General features: G+C 62.4%; 20 protein-coding genes and 2 tRNA genes. 3 read left to right on the top strand and 19 right to left on the bottom strand.

All coding sequences use genetic code 11. The features are described from left to right. Positions 1-3 precede the first annotated feature (3 nt). The 9 genes from rimP to rlmE all read right to left on the bottom strand — a co-directional run bounded on the left by rimP (position 4) and on the right by rlmE (position 7,034). Entirely contained in the window at positions 4-462 is a 459-nt protein-coding gene (gene rimP, locus PNI01S_RS15065) for a ribosome maturation factor RimP (RefSeq protein WP_024765321.1), read from the bottom strand. Positions 463-589: 127 nt separating this feature from the next. Next, positions 590-666, bottom strand: a tRNA-Met gene (locus PNI01S_RS15070). Between the two features lie 92 nt (positions 667-758). After that, a tRNA-Leu gene (locus PNI01S_RS15075) sits at positions 759-844 on the bottom strand. A gap of 16 nt (positions 845-860) precedes the next feature. Beyond that, positions 861-1,253 (bottom strand): preprotein translocase subunit SecG, encoded by a 393-nt coding sequence (gene secG / locus PNI01S_RS15080; RefSeq protein WP_024765320.1) that lies wholly within the window; start codon positions 1,251-1,253, stop codon positions 861-863. A gap of 2 nt (positions 1,254-1,255) precedes the next feature. Further along, positions 1,256-2,011, bottom strand: a complete 756-nt coding sequence (gene tpiA / locus PNI01S_RS15085) for a triose-phosphate isomerase (RefSeq protein ID WP_024765319.1) — start codon at positions 2,009-2,011, stop codon at positions 1,256-1,258. Positions 2,012-2,076: 65 nt separating this feature from the next. Continuing rightward, positions 2,077-3,417 (bottom strand): phosphoglucosamine mutase, encoded by a 1,341-nt coding sequence (gene glmM, locus PNI01S_RS15090; RefSeq protein ID WP_024765318.1) that lies wholly within the window; start codon positions 3,415-3,417, stop codon positions 2,077-2,079. After that, complete coding sequence (gene folP / locus PNI01S_RS15095) at positions 3,414-4,283, bottom strand: dihydropteroate synthase (RefSeq protein WP_024765317.1); 870 nt, start codon at positions 4,281-4,283, stop codon at positions 3,414-3,416. Before folP ends, glmM begins: the two co-directional genes overlap by 4 nt. A gap of 9 nt (positions 4,284-4,292) precedes the next feature. Next, complete coding sequence (gene ftsH / locus PNI01S_RS15100; RefSeq protein WP_038803374.1) at positions 4,293-6,209, bottom strand: ATP-dependent zinc metalloprotease FtsH; 1,917 nt, start codon at positions 6,207-6,209, stop codon at positions 4,293-4,295. Between the two features lie 201 nt (positions 6,210-6,410). Further along, positions 6,411-7,034, bottom strand: a complete 624-nt coding sequence (gene rlmE, locus PNI01S_RS15105) for a 23S rRNA (uridine(2552)-2'-O)-methyltransferase RlmE (RefSeq protein WP_065085392.1) — start codon at positions 7,032-7,034, stop codon at positions 6,411-6,413. Between the two features lie 79 nt (positions 7,035-7,113). On the opposite strand from rlmE, the gene PNI01S_RS15110 reads away from it, so the two are divergent. Next, the gene (locus PNI01S_RS15110) at positions 7,114-7,428 is read left to right on the top strand and encodes a YhbY family RNA-binding protein (protein WP_024765315.1); all 315 of its coding nucleotides are present in this window, start codon (positions 7,114-7,116) and stop codon (positions 7,426-7,428) included. 42 nt (positions 7,429-7,470) lie between these two features. On the opposite strand, the gene PNI01S_RS15115 is transcribed toward PNI01S_RS15110, so the two are convergent. The 9 genes from PNI01S_RS15115 to grpE all read right to left on the bottom strand — a co-directional run bounded on the left by PNI01S_RS15115 (position 7,471) and on the right by grpE (position 18,294). Beyond that, positions 7,471-7,875 carry a hypothetical protein gene (locus tag PNI01S_RS15115; protein WP_024765314.1) on the bottom strand — a complete coding sequence of 135 codons (405 nt, stop codon included), beginning with the start codon at positions 7,873-7,875 and terminating at the stop codon, positions 7,471-7,473. A 10-nt stretch (positions 7,876-7,885) separates the two neighbouring features. Further along, a complete protein-coding gene (greA, locus tag PNI01S_RS15120) occupies positions 7,886-8,362 on the bottom strand; it encodes a transcription elongation factor GreA (protein ID WP_017518953.1) in 477 nt (158 codons plus the stop codon). Further along, entirely contained in the window at positions 8,359-11,580 is a 3,222-nt protein-coding gene (gene carB / locus PNI01S_RS15125; RefSeq protein WP_038803373.1) for a carbamoyl-phosphate synthase large subunit, read from the bottom strand. Before carB ends, greA begins: the two co-directional genes overlap by 4 nt. 19 nt (positions 11,581-11,599) lie before the next feature. After that, positions 11,600-12,253 carry a leucine efflux protein LeuE gene (gene leuE / locus PNI01S_RS15130; RefSeq protein ID WP_024765313.1) on the bottom strand — a complete coding sequence of 218 codons (654 nt, stop codon included), beginning with the start codon at positions 12,251-12,253 and terminating at the stop codon, positions 11,600-11,602. A 28-nt stretch (positions 12,254-12,281) separates the two neighbouring features. Next, positions 12,282-13,418, bottom strand: a complete 1,137-nt coding sequence (gene carA / locus PNI01S_RS15135) for a glutamine-hydrolyzing carbamoyl-phosphate synthase small subunit (protein ID WP_024765312.1) — start codon at positions 13,416-13,418, stop codon at positions 12,282-12,284. Between the two features lie 188 nt (positions 13,419-13,606). Beyond that, positions 13,607-14,413, bottom strand: coding sequence for a 4-hydroxy-tetrahydrodipicolinate reductase (gene dapB, locus PNI01S_RS15140; RefSeq protein WP_024765311.1), 807 nt, complete (start codon positions 14,411-14,413; stop codon positions 13,607-13,609). Positions 14,414-14,470: 57 nt separating this feature from the next. Further along, entirely contained in the window at positions 14,471-15,601 is a 1,131-nt protein-coding gene (gene dnaJ, locus PNI01S_RS15145) for a molecular chaperone DnaJ (RefSeq protein ID WP_038803372.1), read from the bottom strand. A gap of 122 nt (positions 15,602-15,723) precedes the next feature. Next, the gene (gene dnaK, locus PNI01S_RS15150) at positions 15,724-17,640 is read right to left on the bottom strand and encodes a molecular chaperone DnaK (RefSeq protein ID WP_084358521.1); all 1,917 of its coding nucleotides are present in this window, start codon (positions 17,638-17,640) and stop codon (positions 15,724-15,726) included. Between the two features lie 90 nt (positions 17,641-17,730). Continuing rightward, positions 17,731-18,294, bottom strand: a complete 564-nt coding sequence (gene grpE / locus PNI01S_RS15155) for a nucleotide exchange factor GrpE (RefSeq protein WP_024765309.1) — start codon at positions 18,292-18,294, stop codon at positions 17,731-17,733. A 198-nt stretch (positions 18,295-18,492) separates the two neighbouring features. Here grpE and recN point away from each other — a divergent pair, with 198 nt between their 5' ends. After that, positions 18,493-20,169: a DNA repair protein RecN gene (gene recN, locus PNI01S_RS15160; RefSeq protein ID WP_037014362.1), complete on the top strand. Its 1,677-nt coding sequence runs from the start codon at positions 18,493-18,495 to the stop codon at positions 20,167-20,169. Positions 20,170-20,242: 73 nt separating this feature from the next. On the opposite strand, the gene fur is transcribed toward recN, so the two are convergent. Then, positions 20,243-20,647 carry a ferric iron uptake transcriptional regulator gene (fur, locus tag PNI01S_RS15165; RefSeq protein ID WP_009613072.1) on the bottom strand — a complete coding sequence of 135 codons (405 nt, stop codon included), beginning with the start codon at positions 20,645-20,647 and terminating at the stop codon, positions 20,243-20,245. A gap of 96 nt (positions 20,648-20,743) precedes the next feature. On the opposite strand from fur, the gene PNI01S_RS15170 reads away from it, so the two are divergent. Then, the gene (locus PNI01S_RS15170) at positions 20,744-21,280 is read left to right on the top strand and encodes an outer membrane protein assembly factor BamE (protein ID WP_024765307.1); all 537 of its coding nucleotides are present in this window, start codon (positions 20,744-20,746) and stop codon (positions 21,278-21,280) included. Positions 21,281-21,317 lie beyond the last annotated feature (37 nt).

Here is a 21,317-nt window from a genome sequence, read left to right on the forward strand (position 1 = left end):
GGCTCACTCAAATCGGGGAATGATGTTGGCCTTGTCGATCGAGTCGACCGGCAGCAGGTATTCATGGTCGTCCACCAGGACCACCACATCCTGCTCCTCCACACCACGGAGAATGCCCTGGAAATTGCGCCGCCGTTCGAAGGGCGTGCGCAGCTTGATCTTCACCTGCTCGCCGACATAGCGGGCGAACTGCTCGAGCGTGAAGAGCGGCCGATCCATACCGGGCGACGACACCTCCAGGGTGTATTCGCCACTGATCGGGTCTTCCACGTCGAGGATGCCACTGACCTGACGACTGACGATCTCGCAGTCGTCGATCAGGATGCCTTCCGCACGGTCGATATAAACCCGGAGCAGGGAATGGCGACCTTGGGAAATGAACTCCAGGCCCCAGCACTCATAGCCGAGCGCTTCTACTACAGGGGCCAACAAGGCCTGCAACTGTTCTAGCTTGCTCGACACCTGATCGCCTCGCGTATGCTGTAGAAACAAAAAATGGGCGAAACGCCCATCCCTTAAGGACCGCCCTGAACCGGCGGCGCGGACTGTCCAGCTAGCAAAAAGCCCCTGAAAAGGGGCTCTGCCAAACTGGTTGCGGGAGCTGGATTTGAACCAACGACCTTCGGGTTATGAGCCCGACGAGCTACCAGACTGCTCCATCCCGCGTCAAAGCTGGTGCGAAATTATACGGCTGAGCCCCTTGAAGGTCAACCGAAACTCCGAAACGACAAGGCCCGCACTGCGGGCCCTTTCGTATATGGTACCGAGGAGGGGACTCGAACCCCTACAGCCTATGGCCACTACCACCTCAAGGTAGCGTGTCTACCAATTCCACCACCTCGGCAAAAACTCTTGCCTGCTTACTTCTGCTCAGGAGCCGCCGGAACGTCGCCGTTACCGCCTGCAGGGGCTTGAGGTTGCCCTTGCGCGCCCGGCACATCGCTAGCTGCCGGAGCTTGTTCCTGCTTCTGCTCCATCACTGCCGGATCAGGAAGCCCAGCGTGACGAATCATATCAGCTTTTTCTTTAGCAAAATACGCTAAACCCAAGCTGGTAATGAAAAAAACCGCAGCGAGTATAGCAGTAAAGCGGCTCAGGAAGGTAGCAGAACCTTGGCTACCGAAAACGGTGGCCGAAGCACCTGCACCGAACGACGCACCGGCGTCGGCACCCTTGCCTTGCTGAAGCAGGACCAGCACAACCAGACCCAGCGCCATCAGCAGGTGAATCACGATTACAACTGTTTCCAACATCTTCAGTTTCCTGCGGCGCGACAGATCGCACCGAACTCATCCGCATTCAGGGAAGCCCCACCAATGAGCCCCCCATCGATATCCGGCATCGCGAACAGCTGGGCAGCACTGGCTGCCTTGACGCTGCCGCCGTACAGGAGACGAAGGCCGCTTGCCACCTCTGCGTTTTCCGCCGAGATCTGCGAGCGAATCGCCGCATGTACTTCCTGGGCCTGCTCGGGAGAAGCGGTCAGCCCCGTCCCAATCGCCCACACCGGCTCGTAAGCCACAACGGCGCGGGAAAAAGCCCCGACACCGAGATCTTCGATTACCGAGCCCAACTGGCGCCCGACAACCTCAAGAGTCTTGCCCGCCTCACGCTGCTCACGGGTTTCCCCCACGCACAGGATCGGAATCAGGCCACACGATTGAGCCGCCGCAAACTTGCGACTGACCACACCATCGCTCTCACCCAGAATCAGGCGACGCTCGGAATGACCGACCAGCACCAGGGAACAGCTCGCATCCGCCAACTGGCTGGCTGCAACTTCGCCTGTCAGGGCGCCCTGCATCGGCTCAACCGCGCAATTCTGCGCACCGACGGCAACCGCCTTTCCATTCAGACCTTGAACAGCCTGATTGATGTACAGACAAGGCGGAAACACCGCCACATCGACACCCGTGGGAAGAGCCAGTTGACGCAGGCCTTTGATCAGCTCCGTTACGCTGGAGCGGGTACCGTGCATTTTCCAATTACCGGCCACCAAGGGTCGACGCATGCTGTACCTCGCTGAGCAAAGTGGGCGCAGATATTACTCGACGCTTTTGGAACTGACAAGAGAAATCAAGCACATACCTCTGTAACCACTTTCGCCAGCTGCTCGGCATAGGCGCGCACGCGTGCTTCCTCGTCGCCTTCGACCATCACCCGCACCAGTGGCTCGGTGCCGGATTTACGCAGCAGCACCCGACCACGACCGGCCATCTCTTCGGTCACCTTGGCGCAGGCTTCCTTCACCGCCGGATGCTCCAACGGGTCCACCCCGCCACCAGCAAAGCGCACGTTGATCAGCACTTGCGGACACTTGCGAATGCCCATGCGCGCCTCAGCCAGGTTCTGACCTCGGGTTTTCAGCGCCATCAGCACCTGCAGCGCGGCGATGATCGCGTCGCCGGTCGTGGTGTGCTGGCAACAGACAACATGGCCGGAATTCTCTCCACCCAACTGCCAGTTGCGCGACTGCAGCTCGGACATCACGTAGCGATCCCCTACCTTGGCGCGGGCGAAGGGAATGTGCAGTTCCTGCAGAGCGAGCTCGAGCCCGAGGTTGCTCATCAGTGTCCCTACCACGCCACCGTGCAGCTTGCCACGATCAAGCATGTCACGCGCAATGAGGTAGAGAATCTCGTCACCATCGACGATGGTGCCGGTGTGATCGACCAACATCACCCGGTCGCCGTCGCCGTCGAAGGCGATGCCGATATCCGCATGATGGGCCAGCACGGCCTCCTGCAACGCCCCCATATGGGTGGAGCCGCACTTGTCATTGATGTTCAGGCCGTTTGGCTCCGCACCGATGACGAACACTTCGGCACCCAGTTCCCTGAATACGTTGGGAGCGATCTTGTAAGTAGCACCATGGGCGCAATCGAGCGCGATACGCAGACCAGCGAAACTGGTGTTCGATGGCACGCTGCTCTTGCAGAACTCGATGTAGCGGCCGGCGGCATCGTTGATCCGCGAGACCTTGCCCAGGCGGGCGGACTCGACGACCGTCATCGGCGCATCGAGAAGCTCCTCGATGATCAGCTCCACCTCGTCCGGCAGCTTGGTGCCCTGGCCGGAGAAGAATTTGATGCCGTTGTCGTCGTGCGGATTGTGCGAGGCACTGATGACGATACCCGCCTCGGCGTGGAAGGTACGGGTCAGATAGGCGATACCCGGGGTCGGCATGGGGCCGAGCAACATCACGTCGGCACCGGCGGCGGACAAGCCAGCCTCCAGCGCGGACTCGAACATGTAGCCGGAAATCCGAGTGTCCTTGCCCACCAGCACGCGACACTTGCCTTGCTGACGGAAAGCCATGCCCACGGCCCAGCCCAGCTTGAGCACGAAGTCTGGGGTGATCGGCGGGGTGCCTACGCGTCCGCGAATTCCATCGGTACCAAAATACTTCCTGCTCATGCGGACATCCCCTCTTCTGTTGCACTTTCCACTGCGTGAATCATTCGAACCACATCCACCGTCTCGGCGACATCATGGACGCGGATGATGCTGGCTCCCTTGGCGACCGCCAGAGCCGCAAGGGCCAGGCTGCCGTACAGGCGCTCGCCCACCTCACGACCGAGCGCGCGCCCGACCATGCTCTTGCGCGAGACACCGACCAGCAATGGACAGCCCAACGACATCAGGCACTCCATCTGCCGGAACAGATTCAGGTTATGACTCTGCGTCTTGGCAAAACCGAAGCCAGGATCGATGACGATCCGTTCCCGGGCAATGCCCACGGCTTCGCAGACGGCGATGCGCTCCTCGAGGAAATCGTGAACCTCCTGGAGGATATTCGGATAACGCGGATCGTCCTGCATGTTTCCCGGCTCGCCGCGCATATGCATCAGGCAAACCGGAAGCCCCGTGTCCACAGCGGCATCCAGGGCTCCATCACGCTGCAGTGAGCGCACATCGTTGATCAAGCCAGCCCCGAGACGAGCGGTTTCACGCATCACCGCCGGGGTGGAGGTATCCACCGAGATCACTACATCCAGCTCGCGGGCAATCGCCTCGACCACCGGCGCGACGCGCTCCAACTCCTCGGTGGGCGAAACCACGCGAGCGCCGGGACGGGTCGACTCGCCGCCGATATCGATCAGTGTGGCGCCGGCCGCGACCATCTCCGCCGCATGGCGCAATGCAGCATCATGCCGATTGAAGCACCCGCCGTCGGAGAAGGAATCGGGAGTGACATTGAGGATGCCCATGACGTGCGGGCGGCTTAAATCAAGAACCCGGTTGCCGCAAGGCAACCGGGTCGGGTGGTACAACGAACTCATTCAGTGCTCTCAGTGTTCGCCGGCAGGCCCGCCAATGGGGTTTTCCTGGCGACCTTCATCGCGGGGCGCAGCTGCGTTGCCGGAAGAGCCGGAGTTGCCCCCCTGCCAGTCACGCGGCTCGCGCGGGGTACGACCGGCCATGATGTCGTCGATCTGATCGGCGTCGATGGTTTCATACTTCATCAGCGCGTCGGCCATTGTGTCGAGCTTGTCGCGATTCTCTTCCAGCAGGCGCTTGGCGGTGCCGTAGCAGTCGTCGATGATGCGGCGCACTTCCTGGTCGATCAGCTTGGCGGTTTCGCCGGACACGTTGGCGTGCTGGCTACCGGCACTACGACCCAAGAACACCTCGCCCTCTTCTTCCGCGTACATCAGCGGACCGAGCTTTTCCGACAGGCCCCACTTGGTCACCATGTTCCGCGCCAGTTGGGTGGCCCGCATGATGTCGTTGGAGGCACCGGTGGTAACCCCTTCGAAGCCCAGGGTCATCTCTTCGGCGATACGGCCACCGAACAGCGAGCAGATCTGGCTTTCCAGAGCGCGTTTGGACAGGCTGTAACGATCCTCTTCCGGCAGGAACATGGTCACGCCCAGGGCGCGGCCGCGCGGAATGATGGAAACCTTGTAGACCGGATCGTGCTCCGGAACCAGGCGGCCAACGATAGCGTGGCCGGCTTCGTGGAACGCGGTGTTCTTCTTCTCTTTCTCGGACATGACCATGGTCTTGCGCTCGGCGCCCATCATGATCTTGTCCTTGGCCAGTTCGAATTCGCGCATGTCGACGATACGCTTGTTGGAACGGGCAGCGAACAGAGAGGCCTCGTTAACCAGATTGGCCAGGTCGGCACCGGAGAAGCCCGGTGTACCGCGCGCGATCACGGCCGGATCGACGTTGTCGCCCAGCGGAACCTTGCGCATGTGTACTTTGAGAATCTGCTCACGACCACGGATGTCCGGCAGGCCAACCACCACCTGGCGGTCGAAGCGGCCCGGACGCAGCAGCGCGGGGTCGAGCACGTCCGGACGGTTGGTCGCGGCGATGACGATGATGCCGTCATTCATCTCGAAGCCGTCCATCTCCACCAGCAACTGGTTGAGGGTCTGCTCGCGCTCATCGTGACCGCCACCCAGGCCGGCGCCACGATGGCGACCGACGGCGTCGATTTCGTCGATGAAGATGATGCAGGGAGCGTGCTTCTTGGCCTGGTCGAACATGTCGCGAACGCGCGAGGCGCCCACGCCGACGAACATTTCCACGAAGTCCGAACCGGAAATGGTGAAGAACGGCACTTTGGCTTCGCCGGCGATGGCCTTGGCGAGCAGAGTCTTACCGGTACCGGGCGGGCCGACCATCAGCACGCCGCGCGGGATACGACCGCCCAGGCGCTGGAACTTGCCCGGATCGCGGAGGAATTCCACCAGTTCGCTGACCTCTTCCTTGGCCTCGTCGCAACCGGCGACGTCGGCGAAGGTGGTCTTCACCTGGTCTTCCGACAGCAGGCGCGCCTTGCTCTTGCCGAAGCTCATCGGGCCGCCGCGGCCACCGCCGCCACCCTGCATCTGGCGCATGAAGAACATGAAGACGGCGATGATCACCAGGATAGGGAAGCTGGCCACCAGGAGCTGAGTCCAGATGCTCTGCTGCTCGGGCTGCTTGCCTTCGACAACGACATTGTTGTTGACCAGGTCGCCGATCAGGCCGTTGTCGGCGATGGCCGGGCGGATGGTCTTGAAGGTGTCACCGTCCTGGCGCTTGCCAGTGATGACCGCGCCGTCCACGGTCACGCGCTCGACCTTACCGTCCTTCACCTGCTGGATGAAGTCCGAATAGTTGAGCGTCTGCGGCTCGCTCGGGCTGGAGAAGTTGTTCATCACGGTGACGAGTACCGCCGCGATGATCAGCCACAGAATCAGGTTCTTTGCCATGTCGTTCAATTGACTACCCTCTGAAGCCGGCTCCGCCCTGGAAACCGCTTCTCACGACGGCCAGACTCCTTCCGGCCAAAATTACTACACAACGCCCGCCGCCAGGCAGGCGCCGTCTGTAACCCTTTATGAACCCCGGCTTTCACCGGTACAAGCAAAACCTGCAAGGCATAGACCAGAAGCCTGCCCAATCATTCCAGTCTAGGCGCCGCGAAAGCCTCGTGCGAGCAGATACTGCTCCCGTGAACGGTCGCGTGACGACAGCGGCTTGCGCATCTGCACCTTCTCGAAGTTCTCGCGAACCTGCTTGTGGTAAGCGTCGAAACCCTCACCCTGGAAAATCTTGATCAGGAAATCGCCCCCCGGACGCAGCACACGGGTGCACAGATCCAGGGCCAGCTCGCAGAGGAACATGGCACGAGGCATGTCCACGGCGGGCAATCCACTCATATTGGGGGCCATATCGGAAATCACAAGGTCTACCGGATTTTCTCCGATGGCCTCAAGCAACTGGGCGAAGACTTCGTCCTCGGTGAAGTCCCCCTGGATGAAGGTCACATCCGGGATGCTGTCCATCGGCAGGATGTCCGAGGCGATCAGGGTGCCCTTATCGCCGATCACTCGGCTGGTGACCTGCGACCAGCCGCCCGGCGCCGCGCCGAGGTCGACCACGGTCATGCCGGGACGCAGGATGCGATCCTTCTCCTGGATTTCCAACAGCTTGTAGCTGGCACGCGAGCGATAGCCGTCGCGCTGTGCCATCTTCACGTACGGATCGTCGAAATGTTCTTTCAGCCAGCGATGGCTAGTCTTGGAACGGGCCACGTATTACCTCGTCTGAGCGGCATCCCGGTAGTACCGAAACTCGGGTAGAATATCCGCCTTTTTTACCAGGGGTCAGATTATGGCGCTCTCTCAGGAGCAGAAAAAGCAGTTCAAATCTATCGGGCATCACCTGAAACCGGTATTGACCGTTGCTGAAAACGGTCTTTCGGAAGGTGTGATGGCCGAGCTTGAGCGCGCGCTCAACGATCATGAACTGATCAAGGTGCAGTTCCGCATCACTGAACGCGACGACCGTCGCGCACTGATCGACGAACTTTGCCAGAACGGCAGCTGCGAACTGGTTCAGACCATCGGCAAGATGGCACTGATCTACCGTCGCAATCCGAAGCCGAACAAGAACCTGTCGAACATCAGCCGTTTCAGCGGCCTCTGACAGTCAAGACCGGCAACGCGGAGCCGGCAAGGCTCCGCCGCGTCAGGCCCGCTCGTCCCGCCCCGGTACCGGTTGCAGCACCAGCAGCAGACCGAACAGCGCCACCACCAGATAGTTGAACCAGAACCAGCGCTGGGCATCCGGCACGAATTGGCGCACGACGAAGAAAGTCAGGGTCATCCCCAGCACCGCCAGCAGCAGTTGTCCGCGCACTTCCCGCAGGAAGGCGACGGCGCCACGGGCCTGCCAGAGCACCAACCCCTGCAGCACTGCACAGAAACCGGCAAAACCCAGCAGCAGCGGCTTCAGCGCGTCAGCGACGGACTCCACCAGCAGCGGCGCCAGGCCGATCTTGTCCAGCGCCGGCAGCACCACGAACTGAAGCAGCCAAAGGCCGCCGACCCAGAATGTCTGGGCCAGCAGCCAACTGATGGCGCCTGCGTTCAGTGGTTGCCGATCAGGCGTGGCGGACTTCAACGATCTCGTACTCGACATCGCCACCCGGAGTCTTCACCAGAACGGCATCGCCTTCGGTCTTGCCGATCAGCGCACGGGCGATCGGCGAGTTGACGGAGATCTTGCTGTTCTTGATGTCCGCCTCGTCGTCACCGACGATCTGGTAGGTCACCGTCTCGTCGGTCTCGACGTTGGCGATGTCCACGGTAGTACCGAAGATCACCTTGCCACTGTGCGGAATGGTGGTCACGTCGATGATCTGCGCGTTGGACAGCTTGGCCTCGATGTCGCGGATGCGAGCCTCGGACATGCCCTGCTGCTCACGGGCGGCGTGGTACTCGGCGTTTTCCTTGAGGTCGCCCAGTTCACGCGCTTCGGCGATGGCCTGGGTGATCTGCGGACGCAGAACGGTCTTCAGGTATTTCAGTTCTTCTTCCAGGGCGCGAGCGCCCTGGACGGTCATTGGAAATTTGCTCATGCGTTGATTCCTGCATGGAGATCCTGCAGACGGCGAACGGTCTTCTCGGGACCGAACTTGAGCGCCTCACAGATCGCCTGCCCCGCCGCGATGGTGGTGGTGCAGTAGATCTTGTGCTGCAGGGCGTTACGACGGATGGAATACGAGTCAGCGATGGACTGGCGGCCTTCGGTGGTGTTGATGATCAGAGTGACTTCGTCGTTCTTGATCATGTCGACCACGTGAGGACGGCCCTCGGTCACCTTGTTCACGCGACGCACCGGCAGGCCGGCAGCCTCGATCACCTTGGCGGTGCCGGCGGTGGCGACTACCTCGAAGCCCAGCGCGACCAGATCGCGGGCGACCTGAACGGCTTGCGGCTTGTCGTCCTCGCGGACGCTGATGAAGGCGCAACCGGCGTTCGGCAGGATTTCACTGGCGCCCAGCTGGGCTTTCGCGAAGGCCTCACCGAAGCTGTCGCCGACACCCATCACCTCGCCAGTGGACTTCATCTCTGGGCCGAGGATCGGGTCGACGCCGGGGAACTTGGCGAACGGGAACACCGCTTCCTTGACGCTATAGTAAGGCGGGATCACCTCTTCGGTGAAGCCGACTTCGGCCAGGGACTTGCCAGCCATGACGCGGGCCGCCACTTTCGCCAGCGACTCGCCGATGCACTTGGAGACGAACGGCACGGTACGGGACGCACGCGGGTTCACCTCGATCACATAGATGTCCTCGCCCTGAACGGCCATCTGCACGTTCATCAGGCCGACCACGCCGAGCTCCAGGGCCATCTTCTTGACCTGTTCGCGAATCTCATCCTGGATGTGCTGCGGCAGCGAGTACGGCGGCAGCGAGCAGGCGGAGTCACCGGAGTGCACGCCAGCCTGCTCGATGTGCTGCATGATGGCGCCGATCACCACGGTCTCGCCGTCGCACACCGCATCGATGTCGACTTCAATGGCGCAGTTCAGGAAGCGGTCCAGCAGCACCGGGCTGTCGTTGGAAACCTTCACGGCCTCGCGCATGTAGCGCTTGAGCTCTTCTTCCTGGTAGACGATTTCCATCGCGCGGCCGCCCAGTACGTACGACGGGCGCACCACCATCGGGTAGCCGATGTTCTTCGACAGCTCCAGGGCCTGGTCTTCGCTGCGCGCAGTGGCGTTGGCCGGCTGGCGCAGGTTCAGACGCTGGACCATCTGCTGGAAGCGCTCGCGGTCTTCGGCGCGGTCGATGGCGTCCGGGCTGGTACCGATGATCGGTACGCCGGCTTCTTCCAGGGCGCGGCAGAGTTTCAGCGGGGTCTGGCCGCCGTACTGCACGATGACGCCCTTGGGCTGCTCGACGCGGACGATTTCCAGCACGTCTTCCAGGGTCACCGGCTCGAAGTACAGGCGATCGGAGGTGTCGTAGTCGGTGGAAACGGTTTCCGGGTTGCAGTTGACCATGATGGTCTCGTAACCGTCTTCACGCATGGCCAGCGCGGCGTGTACGCAGCAGTAGTCGAACTCGATACCCTGGCCGATGCGGTTCGGACCGCCGCCCAGGATCATGATCTTGTCGCGAGTCGACGGATTGGCTTCGCACTCTTCCTCGTAGGTCGAGTACATGTAGGCGGTGTCGGTGGCGAACTCGGCGGCGCAGGTGTCCACGCGCTTGTACACCGGCAGCACCTTGAGCTTGTGGCGATGGTTGCGCAGGTTCTTCTCGGTCACACCCAGCAGGGTGGCCAGGCGCGCATCGGAGAAGCCCTTGCGCTTGAGCTTGAGCATCAGGTCGCGATCGATGGCGGACAGACCCAGGGTCTTTACACGCTCCTCGTCCTTGATCAGGTCTTCGATCTGCACCAGGAACCACTCGTCGATGCGGGTCAGGTCGAAGACTTCGGCAATGCTCTTGCCGGCGCGGAAGGCGTCGGCGACGTACCAGATGCGGTCGGCATTGGGCACGGTCAGCTCGCGCTTGAGGATGCTCTCGGCTTCCGGATTACTCAGGTCGAGCTTCGGATCGAAACCGGTGGCGCCGACTTCCAGGCCGCGCAGGGCTTTCTGCACGGACTCCTGGAAGGTACGGCCGATGGCCATGACTTCACCCACGGATTTCATCTGGGTGGTCAGGCGGGCGTCGGCTTTGGGGAATTTCTCGAAGGCGAAACGCGGGATCTTGGTGACGACGTAGTCAATCGCCGGCTCGAAGGACGCCGGGGTGCGGCCGCCAGTGATGTCGTTCTGCAGTTCGTCGAGGGTGTAGCCGACAGCCAGCTTGGCGGCGATCTTGGCGATCGGGAAGCCGGTAGCCTTGGACGCCAGCGCCGAGGAACGCGATACGCGCGGGTTCATTTCGATCACCACCATGCGGCCGGTGTTCGGGCAGATGCCGAACTGCACGTTGGAACCGCCGGTTTCCACGCCGATCTCACGCAGCACCGCCAGTGAGGCGTTGCGCATGATCTGGTATTCCTTGTCGGTCAGGGTCTGCGCCGGCGCGACGGTGATCGAGTCACCGGTGTGCACGCCCATCGGGTCGAAGTTCTCGATGGCGCAGACGATGATGCAGTTGTCCTTCTTGTCGCGGACAACTTCCATCTCGTATTCCTTCCAGCCGATCAGCGATTCGTCGATCAGCAGTTCGTTGGTCGGCGACAGATCCAGACCGCGGGTGCAGATTTCCTCGAACTCCTCACGGTTGTAGGCAATGCCGCCGCCGGTGCCGCCCATGGTGAAGGACGGGCGGATGATGCACGGGAAGTTGACCTTCTCCAGCACGCCGTAGGCTTCTTCCATGCTGTGGGCGATGCCCGAGCGCGGGCAGGCCAGGCCGATGTCGCGCATGGCCTTGTCGAAGCGCGAACGGTCTTCGGCCTTGTCGATGGTGTCGGCGTTGGCGCCGATCATTTCCACGCCGAACTGCTCCAGAACGCCGTGACGCTCCAGGTCCAGGGCGCAGTTCAGCGCGGTCTGGCCGCCCATGGTCGGCAGCAGCGCGTCGGGGCGTTCCTTCTCGATGATCTTGGCGACGGTCTGCCACTTGATCGGCTCGATGTAGGTGGCGTCGGCCATGGCCGGGTCGGTCATGATGGTGGCCGGGTTGGAGTTCACCAGGATGACACGGAAGCCTTCTTCCTTCAGGGCCTTACAGGCCTGTGCGCCGGAGTAGTCGAACTCGCAGGCCTGGCCGATGACGATCGGGCCGGCGCCGAGGATCAGGATGCTCTTGATGTCTGTACGCTTGGGCATGGGACTCTCGTTGCAATATTCAGGAAAGGGTTGCGCTGGCCAGCTTCACGCCAAAGCCGACGAACAGGGCGCCGACGCCGCTCGAAGCGCCGGCAGCCAGCCGTTGCCGCCGACGGAACCAGGCCGCCAGACGCACACCGGAGAAAATCAGGAAACTCAGGTACAAGGCGCTGATGATCTCGAGGATCGTGCCCAGTACCAGGAACGACAGGCCGGGATAGGCGTAACCCGGGTCGACGAACTGGATGAAGAAGGAGATGAAGAAGAGGATCGCCTTGGGGTTGGACAGGCTCAGCAGCAGCGCCTTGCGGAACGGCTGGTTGACGTCCACTTCCTTGGCCGGCGCGGCGGCCGCATCCAGTGGTTGGCGCAGCTTCTGCCAGCCTCCACGGAGCATGCCTACCCCTAAGTAGAACAGGTAGGCGGCGCCGACGTACTTCAGGCCCAGGAACAGCATCGGCTCGGCCTTGAGGACCGAGGCGATACCCAGCGCCGACAGGAACATCAGGATCGCATCGCCCAGGAACACCGCGCTCGCCGCCCGGTAGCCCGAGGCCACGCCGCGCTGGGCGGCAGTGGCGAGGACGAACAGCGAGTTCGGCCCCGGCAGCAGGACGATGAACAACGTACCCAGGACGTAGGTCCAGAGGTCGGTGATTCCAAGGGTCGGCATCATCTTCTTTCCCTCTTCGAGCTCGGACTCAGCGGCGCTCGGCCATCGCCGCGATGAAGCGGTCGAACAGCGGGGCAACGTCGTGCGGGCCGGGGCTGGCTTCCGGGTGGCCCTGGAAGCTGAAGGCCACTTTATCGGTACGCTCGACGCCCTGCAGGGTGCCGTCGAACAGCGACTTGTGGGTAGCGCGCAGGTTGGCCGGCATGCTTGCCTCGTCCACGGCAAAACCGTGGTTCTGGCTGGTGATCATCACCACACCCGAATCCAGGTCCTGCACCGGGTGGTTGGCGCCATGGTGGCCGTGGCCCATCTTCACGGTTTTCGCGCCGGAAGCCAGGGCCAGCAGTTGGTGCCCCAGGCAGATGCCGAAGATCGGCGTCTCGGTGTCGAGGAACTCGCGGATGGCCTGGATGGCGTAGTCGCACGGCTCGGGGTCGCCAGGGCCGTTGGAGAGGAAGATGCCGTCCGGGTTCAGGGCCAGCACTTCGCTCGCCGGGGTCTGCGCCGGCACCACGGTCAGGCGGCAGCCGCGGGCGACCAGCATGCGCAGGATGTTCAGCTTCACGCCGAAGTCGTAGGCGACCACGTGGTACGGCAGGTCGGCGGCGGCGATTTCCGGGTGGCTGTCGGTTTCCAGGTTCCAGACGCTGGAGCGCCACTCGTACTTCTCGGTGGAGGACACGACTTTCGCCAGGTCCATGCCCTTCAGGCCCGGGAAGCCGCGTGCCAGTTCGAGAGCTTTTTCCTCGGTGGCGTCGTCGCCGACCAGGATGCAGCCGTTCTGCGAACCTTTCTCGCGCAGGATGCGGGTCAGGCGGCGGGTGTCGATGCCAGCGATGGCAACGGTGCCGTTCTCTTTCAGGTAGTCCGGCAGGGACTGCTTGTCGCGCCAACTGCTGGACAGCAGCGGCAGGTCGCGAATGATCAGGCCGGCGGCCCAGACCTTGTTCGACTCGGCGTCTTCGGGCGTGGTGCCGGTGTTACCGATGTGCGGGTAGGTCAGGGTGACGATCTGTTGGGCGTAGGAAGGATCGGTAAGGATTTCCTGGTAGCCGGTCATGGCGGTGTTGAACACCACCTCTCCGACGGTCTGGCCGTCGGCGCCGATGGCTTCACCGCGAAAAACGCTGCCGTCGGCAAGTGCAAGTATGGCTGGCTTAGTCAAGAAGACCTCCCGTAGTTCAAGCCTGGCTGGGCGTGCGCAGATTGTAAAAAAGCGGGATGACATCAGAAGAAGTCATCCCGCTTTTTATGTGATTCATGCTGCGCTGCTTTTAGTGGACACACTAAAGCTGTAGTTTACAGAAATGCGACATCATGGTCCACCTTTTGCACGACGTACGGCCATGCCACTCAGCGAAGGCCAAGTACGTCCTGCATGTCGTACAGGCCGCTGGCCTGCCCTTCCAGCCATTGCGCGGCACGCACGGCGCCACGAGCAAAGGTCATGCGGCTCGAGGCCTTGTGGGTGATTTCCACGCGCTCGCCATCCGCGGCGAACAGCACGGTGTGGTCGCCCACCACGTCGCCGGCACGTACGGTGGCAAAACCGATGGTCTCGCGCGAACGAGCGCCGGTCTGACCTTCACGACCGTAGACAGCCACCTTCTCGAGATCACGGCCCAGGGCGTTGGCAACCACTTCCCCCATGCGCAGCGCGGTGCCGGAGGGCGCGTCGACCTTGTGACGGTGATGCGCCTCGAGGATCTCGATATCCACATCGTCACCCAGCACGCGGGCGGCGGTATCGAGTAGCTTCAGGCAGAGGTTCACGCCCACGCTGTAGTTGGCTGCGAAGACGATCGGGATGTCCTTCGCCGCTTCGTTCAGCAGCTCCTTCTCGGCCGCGGAAAAGCCCGTGGTGCCGATGACCATGGCCTTGCCGGCCTTGCGGCAGACTTCCAGGTTCTTCAGGGTCACGGTCGGATGAGTGAAGTCGATCAGCACATCGAACTCGTCGACCACCTTGGCCAGGTCGCCCGACAGCGGCACACCGATACGGCCCAGGCCGGCCAGCTCGCCCGCGTCGGCGCCCACCAGGGTGCTGTCCGGGCGGTCTACCGCAGCAGTCAGGCCAGCGCTGCCGCCAGTCTGCTGCACGGCCTCGATCAGGGTCTTGCCCATGCGCCCGGCGGCGCCCATTACAGCTATACGTCGCATATAAAACAGCTCCAAGCTAAAAAGGCCCCGGGCGATTCGCACCGCCGGGGCCCTGTATCACAGATCGTCGAAGAAGCGCTTCATGCCCTCGAACCAGCCACTGGCCTTGGGCGAATTGGAGGAGTTGCCCTGCAGGGTGCCACGGAACTCTTCGAGCAGCTCGCGCTGACGCTTGTCCAGCTGCACTGGCGTCTCCACCACCACGCGACACATCAGGTCGCCGGCACCGCCGCCGCGCACCGGGGCAACGCCCTTACCGCGCAGACGGAACAGCTTGCCGGTCTGGGTGCCTTCGGGGATCTTCAGCTTCACGCGTCCATCCAGGGTCGGCACTTCCAGCTCGCCACCCAGGGCAGCATCGGCGAAGCTGATCGGCACTTCGCAGTACAGGTGCTTGCCGTCACGCTGGAAGATGTCGTGCTCACGCACGTTCACCACCACATACAGATCGCCCGCCGGGCCACCGTGGGCGCCGGCCTCGCCTTCGCCGGTCAGGCGGATGCGGTCACCGGTATCGACGCCGGCCGGCACTTTCACCGACAGGGTCTTGTGCTCTTCCACACGACCCTGGCCGTGGCAGGAGCCACAAGGGTCGGTGATCATCTTGCCGCTGCCATGGCAGCGCGGGCAGGTCTGCTGCACCGAGAAGAAGCCCTGCTGCATGCGCACCTGGCCGATACCACCGCAGGTGGTACAGGTGACCGGCGTAGTGCCGGGCTTGGCGCCACTCCCGCTGCAGGTCTTGCAGCCGACCAGGGTCGGAACGCGGATGGTCACGGTAGTGCCGCGCACCGCGTCTTCCAGGTCCAAGTCGAGGGTGTAGCGCAGGTCCGCGCCACGGGCCGGGCCGCCGCGAGAGCCGCCGCGGCCGCCACCACCACCGAAGAAGTCACTGAAGACATCACCGAAGATGTCCGAGAAGCTTGCGCCACCAAAGCCTGCACCGCCGCCACCCATCTGCGGATCGACACCGGCATGGCCGTACTGATCGTAGGCCGCACGTTTGCTGGCGTCGGACAGGACCTCGTACGCCTCGTTGGCCTCCTTGAATTTATCCTCGGCCTCCTTGTCGCCGGGATTGCGGTCCGGGTGGAACTTCATGGCGAGCCGGCGATAGGCCTTCTTCAGGTCCGCTTCGCTGGCGCCGCGCTCGACACCCAGTACCTCGTAAAAATCACGTTTGGCCATAACTTTCCTGCACTCTAAAAACCGTTCCCCCAGACACGCCAACGCGGGAGCAAGCCCCCGCGTGACGTTTCATGCGCACCGACACGCTGGTCGGTGCGCCGGAGCGGAAGCAAGCACGCGGCTTACTTGTTCTCCTTGACCTCTTCGAACTCGGCGTCGACGACGTCGTCGCCAGCCTTGTCGTCAGCGGCCTCGCCCTGAGCGGCAGCACCCGGCTGCGGCTGTTCGGCGTACATCTTCTGCGCCAGCGGAGTGGACGCCTGGGACAGCGCGTTCATCTTCGCTTCGATCTCGGCCTTGTCGTCGCCTTTCACGGCCACTTCCAGCTCGCCGAGAGCCTTCTCGATGGCAGCCTTCTCCTCGGCAGTGGCCTTGTCGCCAGCCTCGGTAACCATCTTGCGAGTCGCATGGACCAGCGCGTCACCCTGGTTGCGGGCAGCGGCCAGCTCCTCGAACTTGCGGTCTTCCTCGGCATTCGCCTCGGCGTCGCGGACCATCTGCTGGATCTCGTCCTCGGACAGACCGGAGGAAGCCTTGATCACGATGGACTGCTGCTTGCCGGTAGCCTTGTCCTTGGCACCGACGTGCAGGATGCCGTTGGCGTCGATGTCGAAGGTCACTTCGATCTGCGGCACGCCGCGCGGAGCCGGCGGGATGTCGGCCAGGTCGAACTTGCCCAGCGACTTGTTCTGCGCGGCTTGCTTGCGCTCGCCCTGCAGCACGTGGATGGTCACGGCGCCCTGGTTGTCATCGGCAGTGGAGAACACCTGCGACTTCTTGGTCGGGATGGTGGTGTTCTTGTCGATCAGCGCGGTCATCACGCCACCGAGGGTTTCGATACCCAGGGTGAGCGGGGTGACGTCGAGCAGCAGCACGTCCTTCACGTCGCCAGCCAGCACGGCGCCCTGGATGGCAGCCCCCATGGCAACGGCTTCGTCCGGGTTGACGTCCTTGCGCGCTTCCTTGCCGAAGAACTCGGCAACGGTCTTCTGCACCAGCGGCATGCGGGTCTGACCGCCGACCAGGATCACTTCGTCGATCTTCGAGACATCGAGGCCCGCATCTTTCAGCGCAACGCGGCACGGCTCGATGGTGCGAGCAACCAGATCTTCCACCAGGGATTCCAGCTTGGCGCGGGACACCTTGACGTTCAGGTGTTTCGGGCCGGAAGCGTCAGCGGTGACGTACGGCAGGTTGACGTCGGTCTGCTGGGTCGAGGACAGCTCGATCTTGGCCTTCTCGGCAGCTTCCTTCAGGCGCTGCATGGCCAGCGGGTCGCCCTTGAGGTCCATGCCGGATTCTTTCTTGAACTCCTCGACGAGGTAGTCGATCAGGCGCAGGTCGAAGTCTTCACCACCCAGGAAGGTGTCGCCGTTGGTGGCCAGCACTTCGAACTGGTGCTCGCCGTCGACTTCGGCAATTTCGATCACGGAAACGTCGAAGGTACCGCCACCCAGGTCATAGACAATGATGGTGTGGTCGCCCTTGGCCTTGTCCAGGCCATAGGCCAGCGCAGCCGCGGTCGGCTCGTTGATGATGCGCTTGACGTCCAGACCGGCAATGCGGCCGGCATCCTTGGTGGCCTGACGCTGGCTGTCGTTGAAGTAGGCCGGGACGGTAATGACCGCTTCGGTGACCGGCTCGCCCAGGTAGTCCTCGGCAGTCTTCTTCATCTTCTTCAGGACTTCGGCGGAGACCTGCGGCGGAGCCATCTTCTGGCCCTTGGCCTCGACCCACGCATCGCCGTTGTCAGCCTTGACGATGTTGTAAGGCACCATCTTGATGTCTTTCTGTACGACATCTTCTTCGAAGCGACGGCCGATCAGACGCTTGACCGCATACAAAGTGTTCTTCGGGTTGGTCACAGCCTGGCGCTTCGCCGGCTGACCTACGAGGATTTCGCCATCGTTGGCGTAGCCAATGATCGACGGGGTGGTACGAGCGCCTTCGGCGTTCTCGATGACCTTGACGTTACCGTTCTCCAGGATGGACACACAGGAGTTGGTGGTCCCCAGGTCGATACCAATGATTTTGCCCATAATTCACTCTCCAGAAATTAGATTCCGCGCTGACCCTGTTGCGGGTCTTTGGCTCGGTTGATTACCCAGATGGGGACCGGGTGATGGATTTCAAGCCTTCTCGTCGATCGAAGGCGGAGTTTGTTCCGGCGCCTTGCTGACCACGACCATGGCCGGGCGCAGCAGGCGACCGTTGAGCAGGTAGCCCTTCTGGAACACCTTGACCACACTGCCCGGCTCGAGGCGGATGCTCTCTTCCATGGCCATTGCCTGGTGGTGCTCGGGGTTGAACGGCTCGCCGTGCGGGTCGACCGGCTCAAGGTTGTAGCGCACCAGCGTGTCGTGGAACATCTTCAGCGTCAGCTCGATGCCTTCGCGCATCGGCTTGATCGCTTCGTCTTCCGGGTTCGACATCTCCAGCGCCCGCTCGAGGGTATCGACGATCGGCAGCAAGTCGCCGGCGAATTTCTCCAACGCGAACTTGTGCGCCTTCTCCACGTCCTGCTCGGCACGGCGGCGGACGTTCTGCAGCTCGGCAACAGCGCGCAGGCTCTGGTCCTTCGCCGCCGCCACCTGTTCTTCCAGCTCCAGCACGCGGGCGTTCAGATCCCCGGTAGCGCCGGCTTCGGGCTGCTCGTTGAACTGGGAATCCTGAGTCTGTTGTTCGTCAGACATGCCACTCTCCTAAAAAGAAAATAAGCCTTTGAAAACAAGGCGAACCCAATGGTCCGCGGCTCTGGCGTGTATATGGGGCGCTTTTTTTTTACTTCAAGGGCTTGGACTTCAGGGACCAACCAGCAAGCGACGAGGGAGAATTGCCAGCCGCAAAAAATACTGTATAAATAAACAGACATCTTTGCGGAGCCGCCGCCCATGTTGGTTCATCTGTCCGTTCACAATTACGCCATCGTCGAGCACCTCGATCTCGAGCTCGCCGCCGGCATGACCGTGATCACCGGCGAAACCGGCGCCGGCAAGTCGATCATGCTCGACGCCCTCGGCCTTGCCCTGGGCGACCGTGCCGACAGCGGCGTGGTACGCCCCGGCTGCGACAAGGCCGACATTCTCGCCAGCTTCGATGTCAGCGCGATTGCCGAAGCCCGCGACTGGCTCGCAGAGCGCGACCTGGAACAGGATGGCCCGTGCATCCTGCGCCGGGTGATCACCGCCGAAGGTCGCTCCCGCGCCTACATCAATGGCACACCCTGCCCACTCGGTGACCTCAAGCACCTGGGCGAACTGCTGATCGACATCCACAGCCAGCACGAACACCAGTCGCTGCTCAAGGCCGATACCCACCGCCGCCTGCTCGACGAATTTGCCGGCAGCCAGGATCTGGCGCGCCAGGTGCACCTCGCCGCGCAACGCTGGAAGCAGACCCACCAGGAACTGGACCGCCTGTCACGCAACGGTGACGAACAGCGCGCTCGTCATCAGTTGCTCAGCTATCAGCTGGAAGAACTGGAGAATCTCGGCCTGGGTGACAATGAACTGGAGGCTCTGGAAGCCGAACACAAGACCCAGAGCAACGCCGGCAGCCTGATCGCCGCCTGCCGCCAGGTGGTCGAACTGTGCAGCGAAAACGACGCCGGCAATGTGCTGTCGGCGCTGACTTCCAGTCTCAATCGGCTCACCGCCTTCCAGAGCCAGCCAATCGCCTTGAGCGAAGCGGTGAACCTGCTGTCCAGCGCGCAAATACAGGTGGAGGAAGCTATCGGCGAACTGAACCGTTTCGTCGACCACTTCGACGCCGACCCCCTGCGCCTGCAGCAGCTGGAAGAGCGCATGGATGCTATCTATAGCCTCGCCCGCAAGCACCGCGTGCAGCCCCACGAACTACAGGATCTGCAACAACGCCTGCTGGACGAGCTGGAAGCGCTGAATGCCGACGACGAAGCCGTCGACCGCCTGGGCGAAGAGCTCGCCGCCTACGCTCGTCATTACCAGGAGAAAGCTGCAGAGCTCAGCCAACTTCGTCGCGCCGCCGCACCACAACTGGCCAAGGCCGTGGAAGTGGAAATGCAGCGCCTGGGGATGCCTGGGGGCCGCTTCTCCATCGATTTGCGCGACGCCACCTCCGATGAGCCTCAGGTGAACGGCCTGGAACAGCTGGAATTCCTGGTCAGCGCCAACCCCGGCCAACCCATGAAAGGCCTGGCGAAAGTCGCCTCGGGCGGTGAGCTGTCGCGCATCAGCCTGGCCATCCAGGTGATCACCGCGCAGACCTCGCGCATTCCCACCCTGGTCTTCGACGAGGTGGACGTTGGCATCGGTGGCCCCACCGCCGAAGTGGTCGGCCAGTTGCTGCGCCGCCTCGGCGATCGCGGCCAGGTGCTGACCGTCACCCACCTGCCGCAGGTCGCCGCACAGGGCCACCAGCACCTGTTCGTGCACAAGGACCGCGACACCAGCGAAACCCGCACCGCCGTGGCCAACCTGAAAAAAGCCGAACGCATCGAGGAAGTCGCCCGCATGCTCGGCGGCGTCGACCTGACCAAGGAGTCCCTGGCCCACGCGCGCAAGATGGTGGACTCCGCCGTGCAGGATTGACCCCTTTCTTGGAAGGAGCGAGCACAAACGAAAACGGCGACCCGAGGGTCGCCGTTTCTGCATCTGCGTACGCTTACTTCTTCTTGCGCACGTAGAGCACCAGGTTGTGATCGACGAGCTCGAAGCCGCGCTCCTTGACGATCTCTTTCTGGCGTTTCTCGATTTCAGAGTCCATGAACTCGATGACTTCGCCGGTGTCGACGCAGACCATGTGGTCATGGTGACCGCTGTCGGCCAGCTCGAAGACGGCATGGCCGCCGTCGAAGTTGTGGCGCACCACCAGGCCGGCGGCTTCGAACTGGGTCAGGACGCGGTAGACGGTGGCCAGACCGACGTCTTCACCCGCCTCCATCAGCGCCTTGTAAACATCCTCTGCGCTCATATGGCGCTGCTCGGCGGAGTCGAGCATCTGGAGGATCTTGACGCGCGGCAGCGTGACCTTGAGTCCGGCTTTGCGCAGTTCGCTATTTTCAACCATGTGTGCTTTCTCGCCGCGGAATGCTTCGCAGCACCCCTCAATACAGGTATGATCGGGATTTCGTCGCTCAGCCAAGATAGTGGAAGTCACCCCTTGATGCAAAACGCCAAGCTCATGCTGACCAGTCTCGCTTTCGGGCTGGGACTCGCCGCACTCGCCGGTTGCTCGTTCCCGGGGGTCTACAAGATCGATATCCAGCAGGGCAACGTTGTAACGCAGGATATGATAGACCAGTTGAAGCCCGGAATGACCCGACGCCAAGTGCGGTTTATCATGGGCAACCCGTTGATCGTGGATACTTTCCACCCCAATCGCTGGGATTACCTGTACAGCATCCAGCCCGGCGGCGGTCAGCGCCAGCAGGAGCGGATGAGCCTGTATTTCGGCCAGAACGACCAGTTGGTCGGCCTGAACGGTGACTTCATGCCTGGCGTCAGTCGCGACGAATCGATCCTCGGCAAGGACGGCGTCACCCCGCCACTGGCCCCGGAAGCGCCTCAGCAGCAGCCCGAGCAACCCAAGGAGCAACCGGCCAAGCCCGGCTCCGTGGAAGAGCAGATCCAGAAGGAAGTCGATCAGGTGGAAACCGTACCGATCCCGACTCCGGAACCGCTGGACAAGAATCCGCAGTAAGGGATTCGTGCCAACAAAAAAGCCCGGCCAATGCCGG

It is taken from the genome of Pseudomonas nitroreducens NBRC 12694 (assembly GCF_002091755.1).
Classification (GTDB): domain Bacteria; phylum Pseudomonadota; class Gammaproteobacteria; order Pseudomonadales; family Pseudomonadaceae; genus Pseudomonas; species Pseudomonas nitroreducens.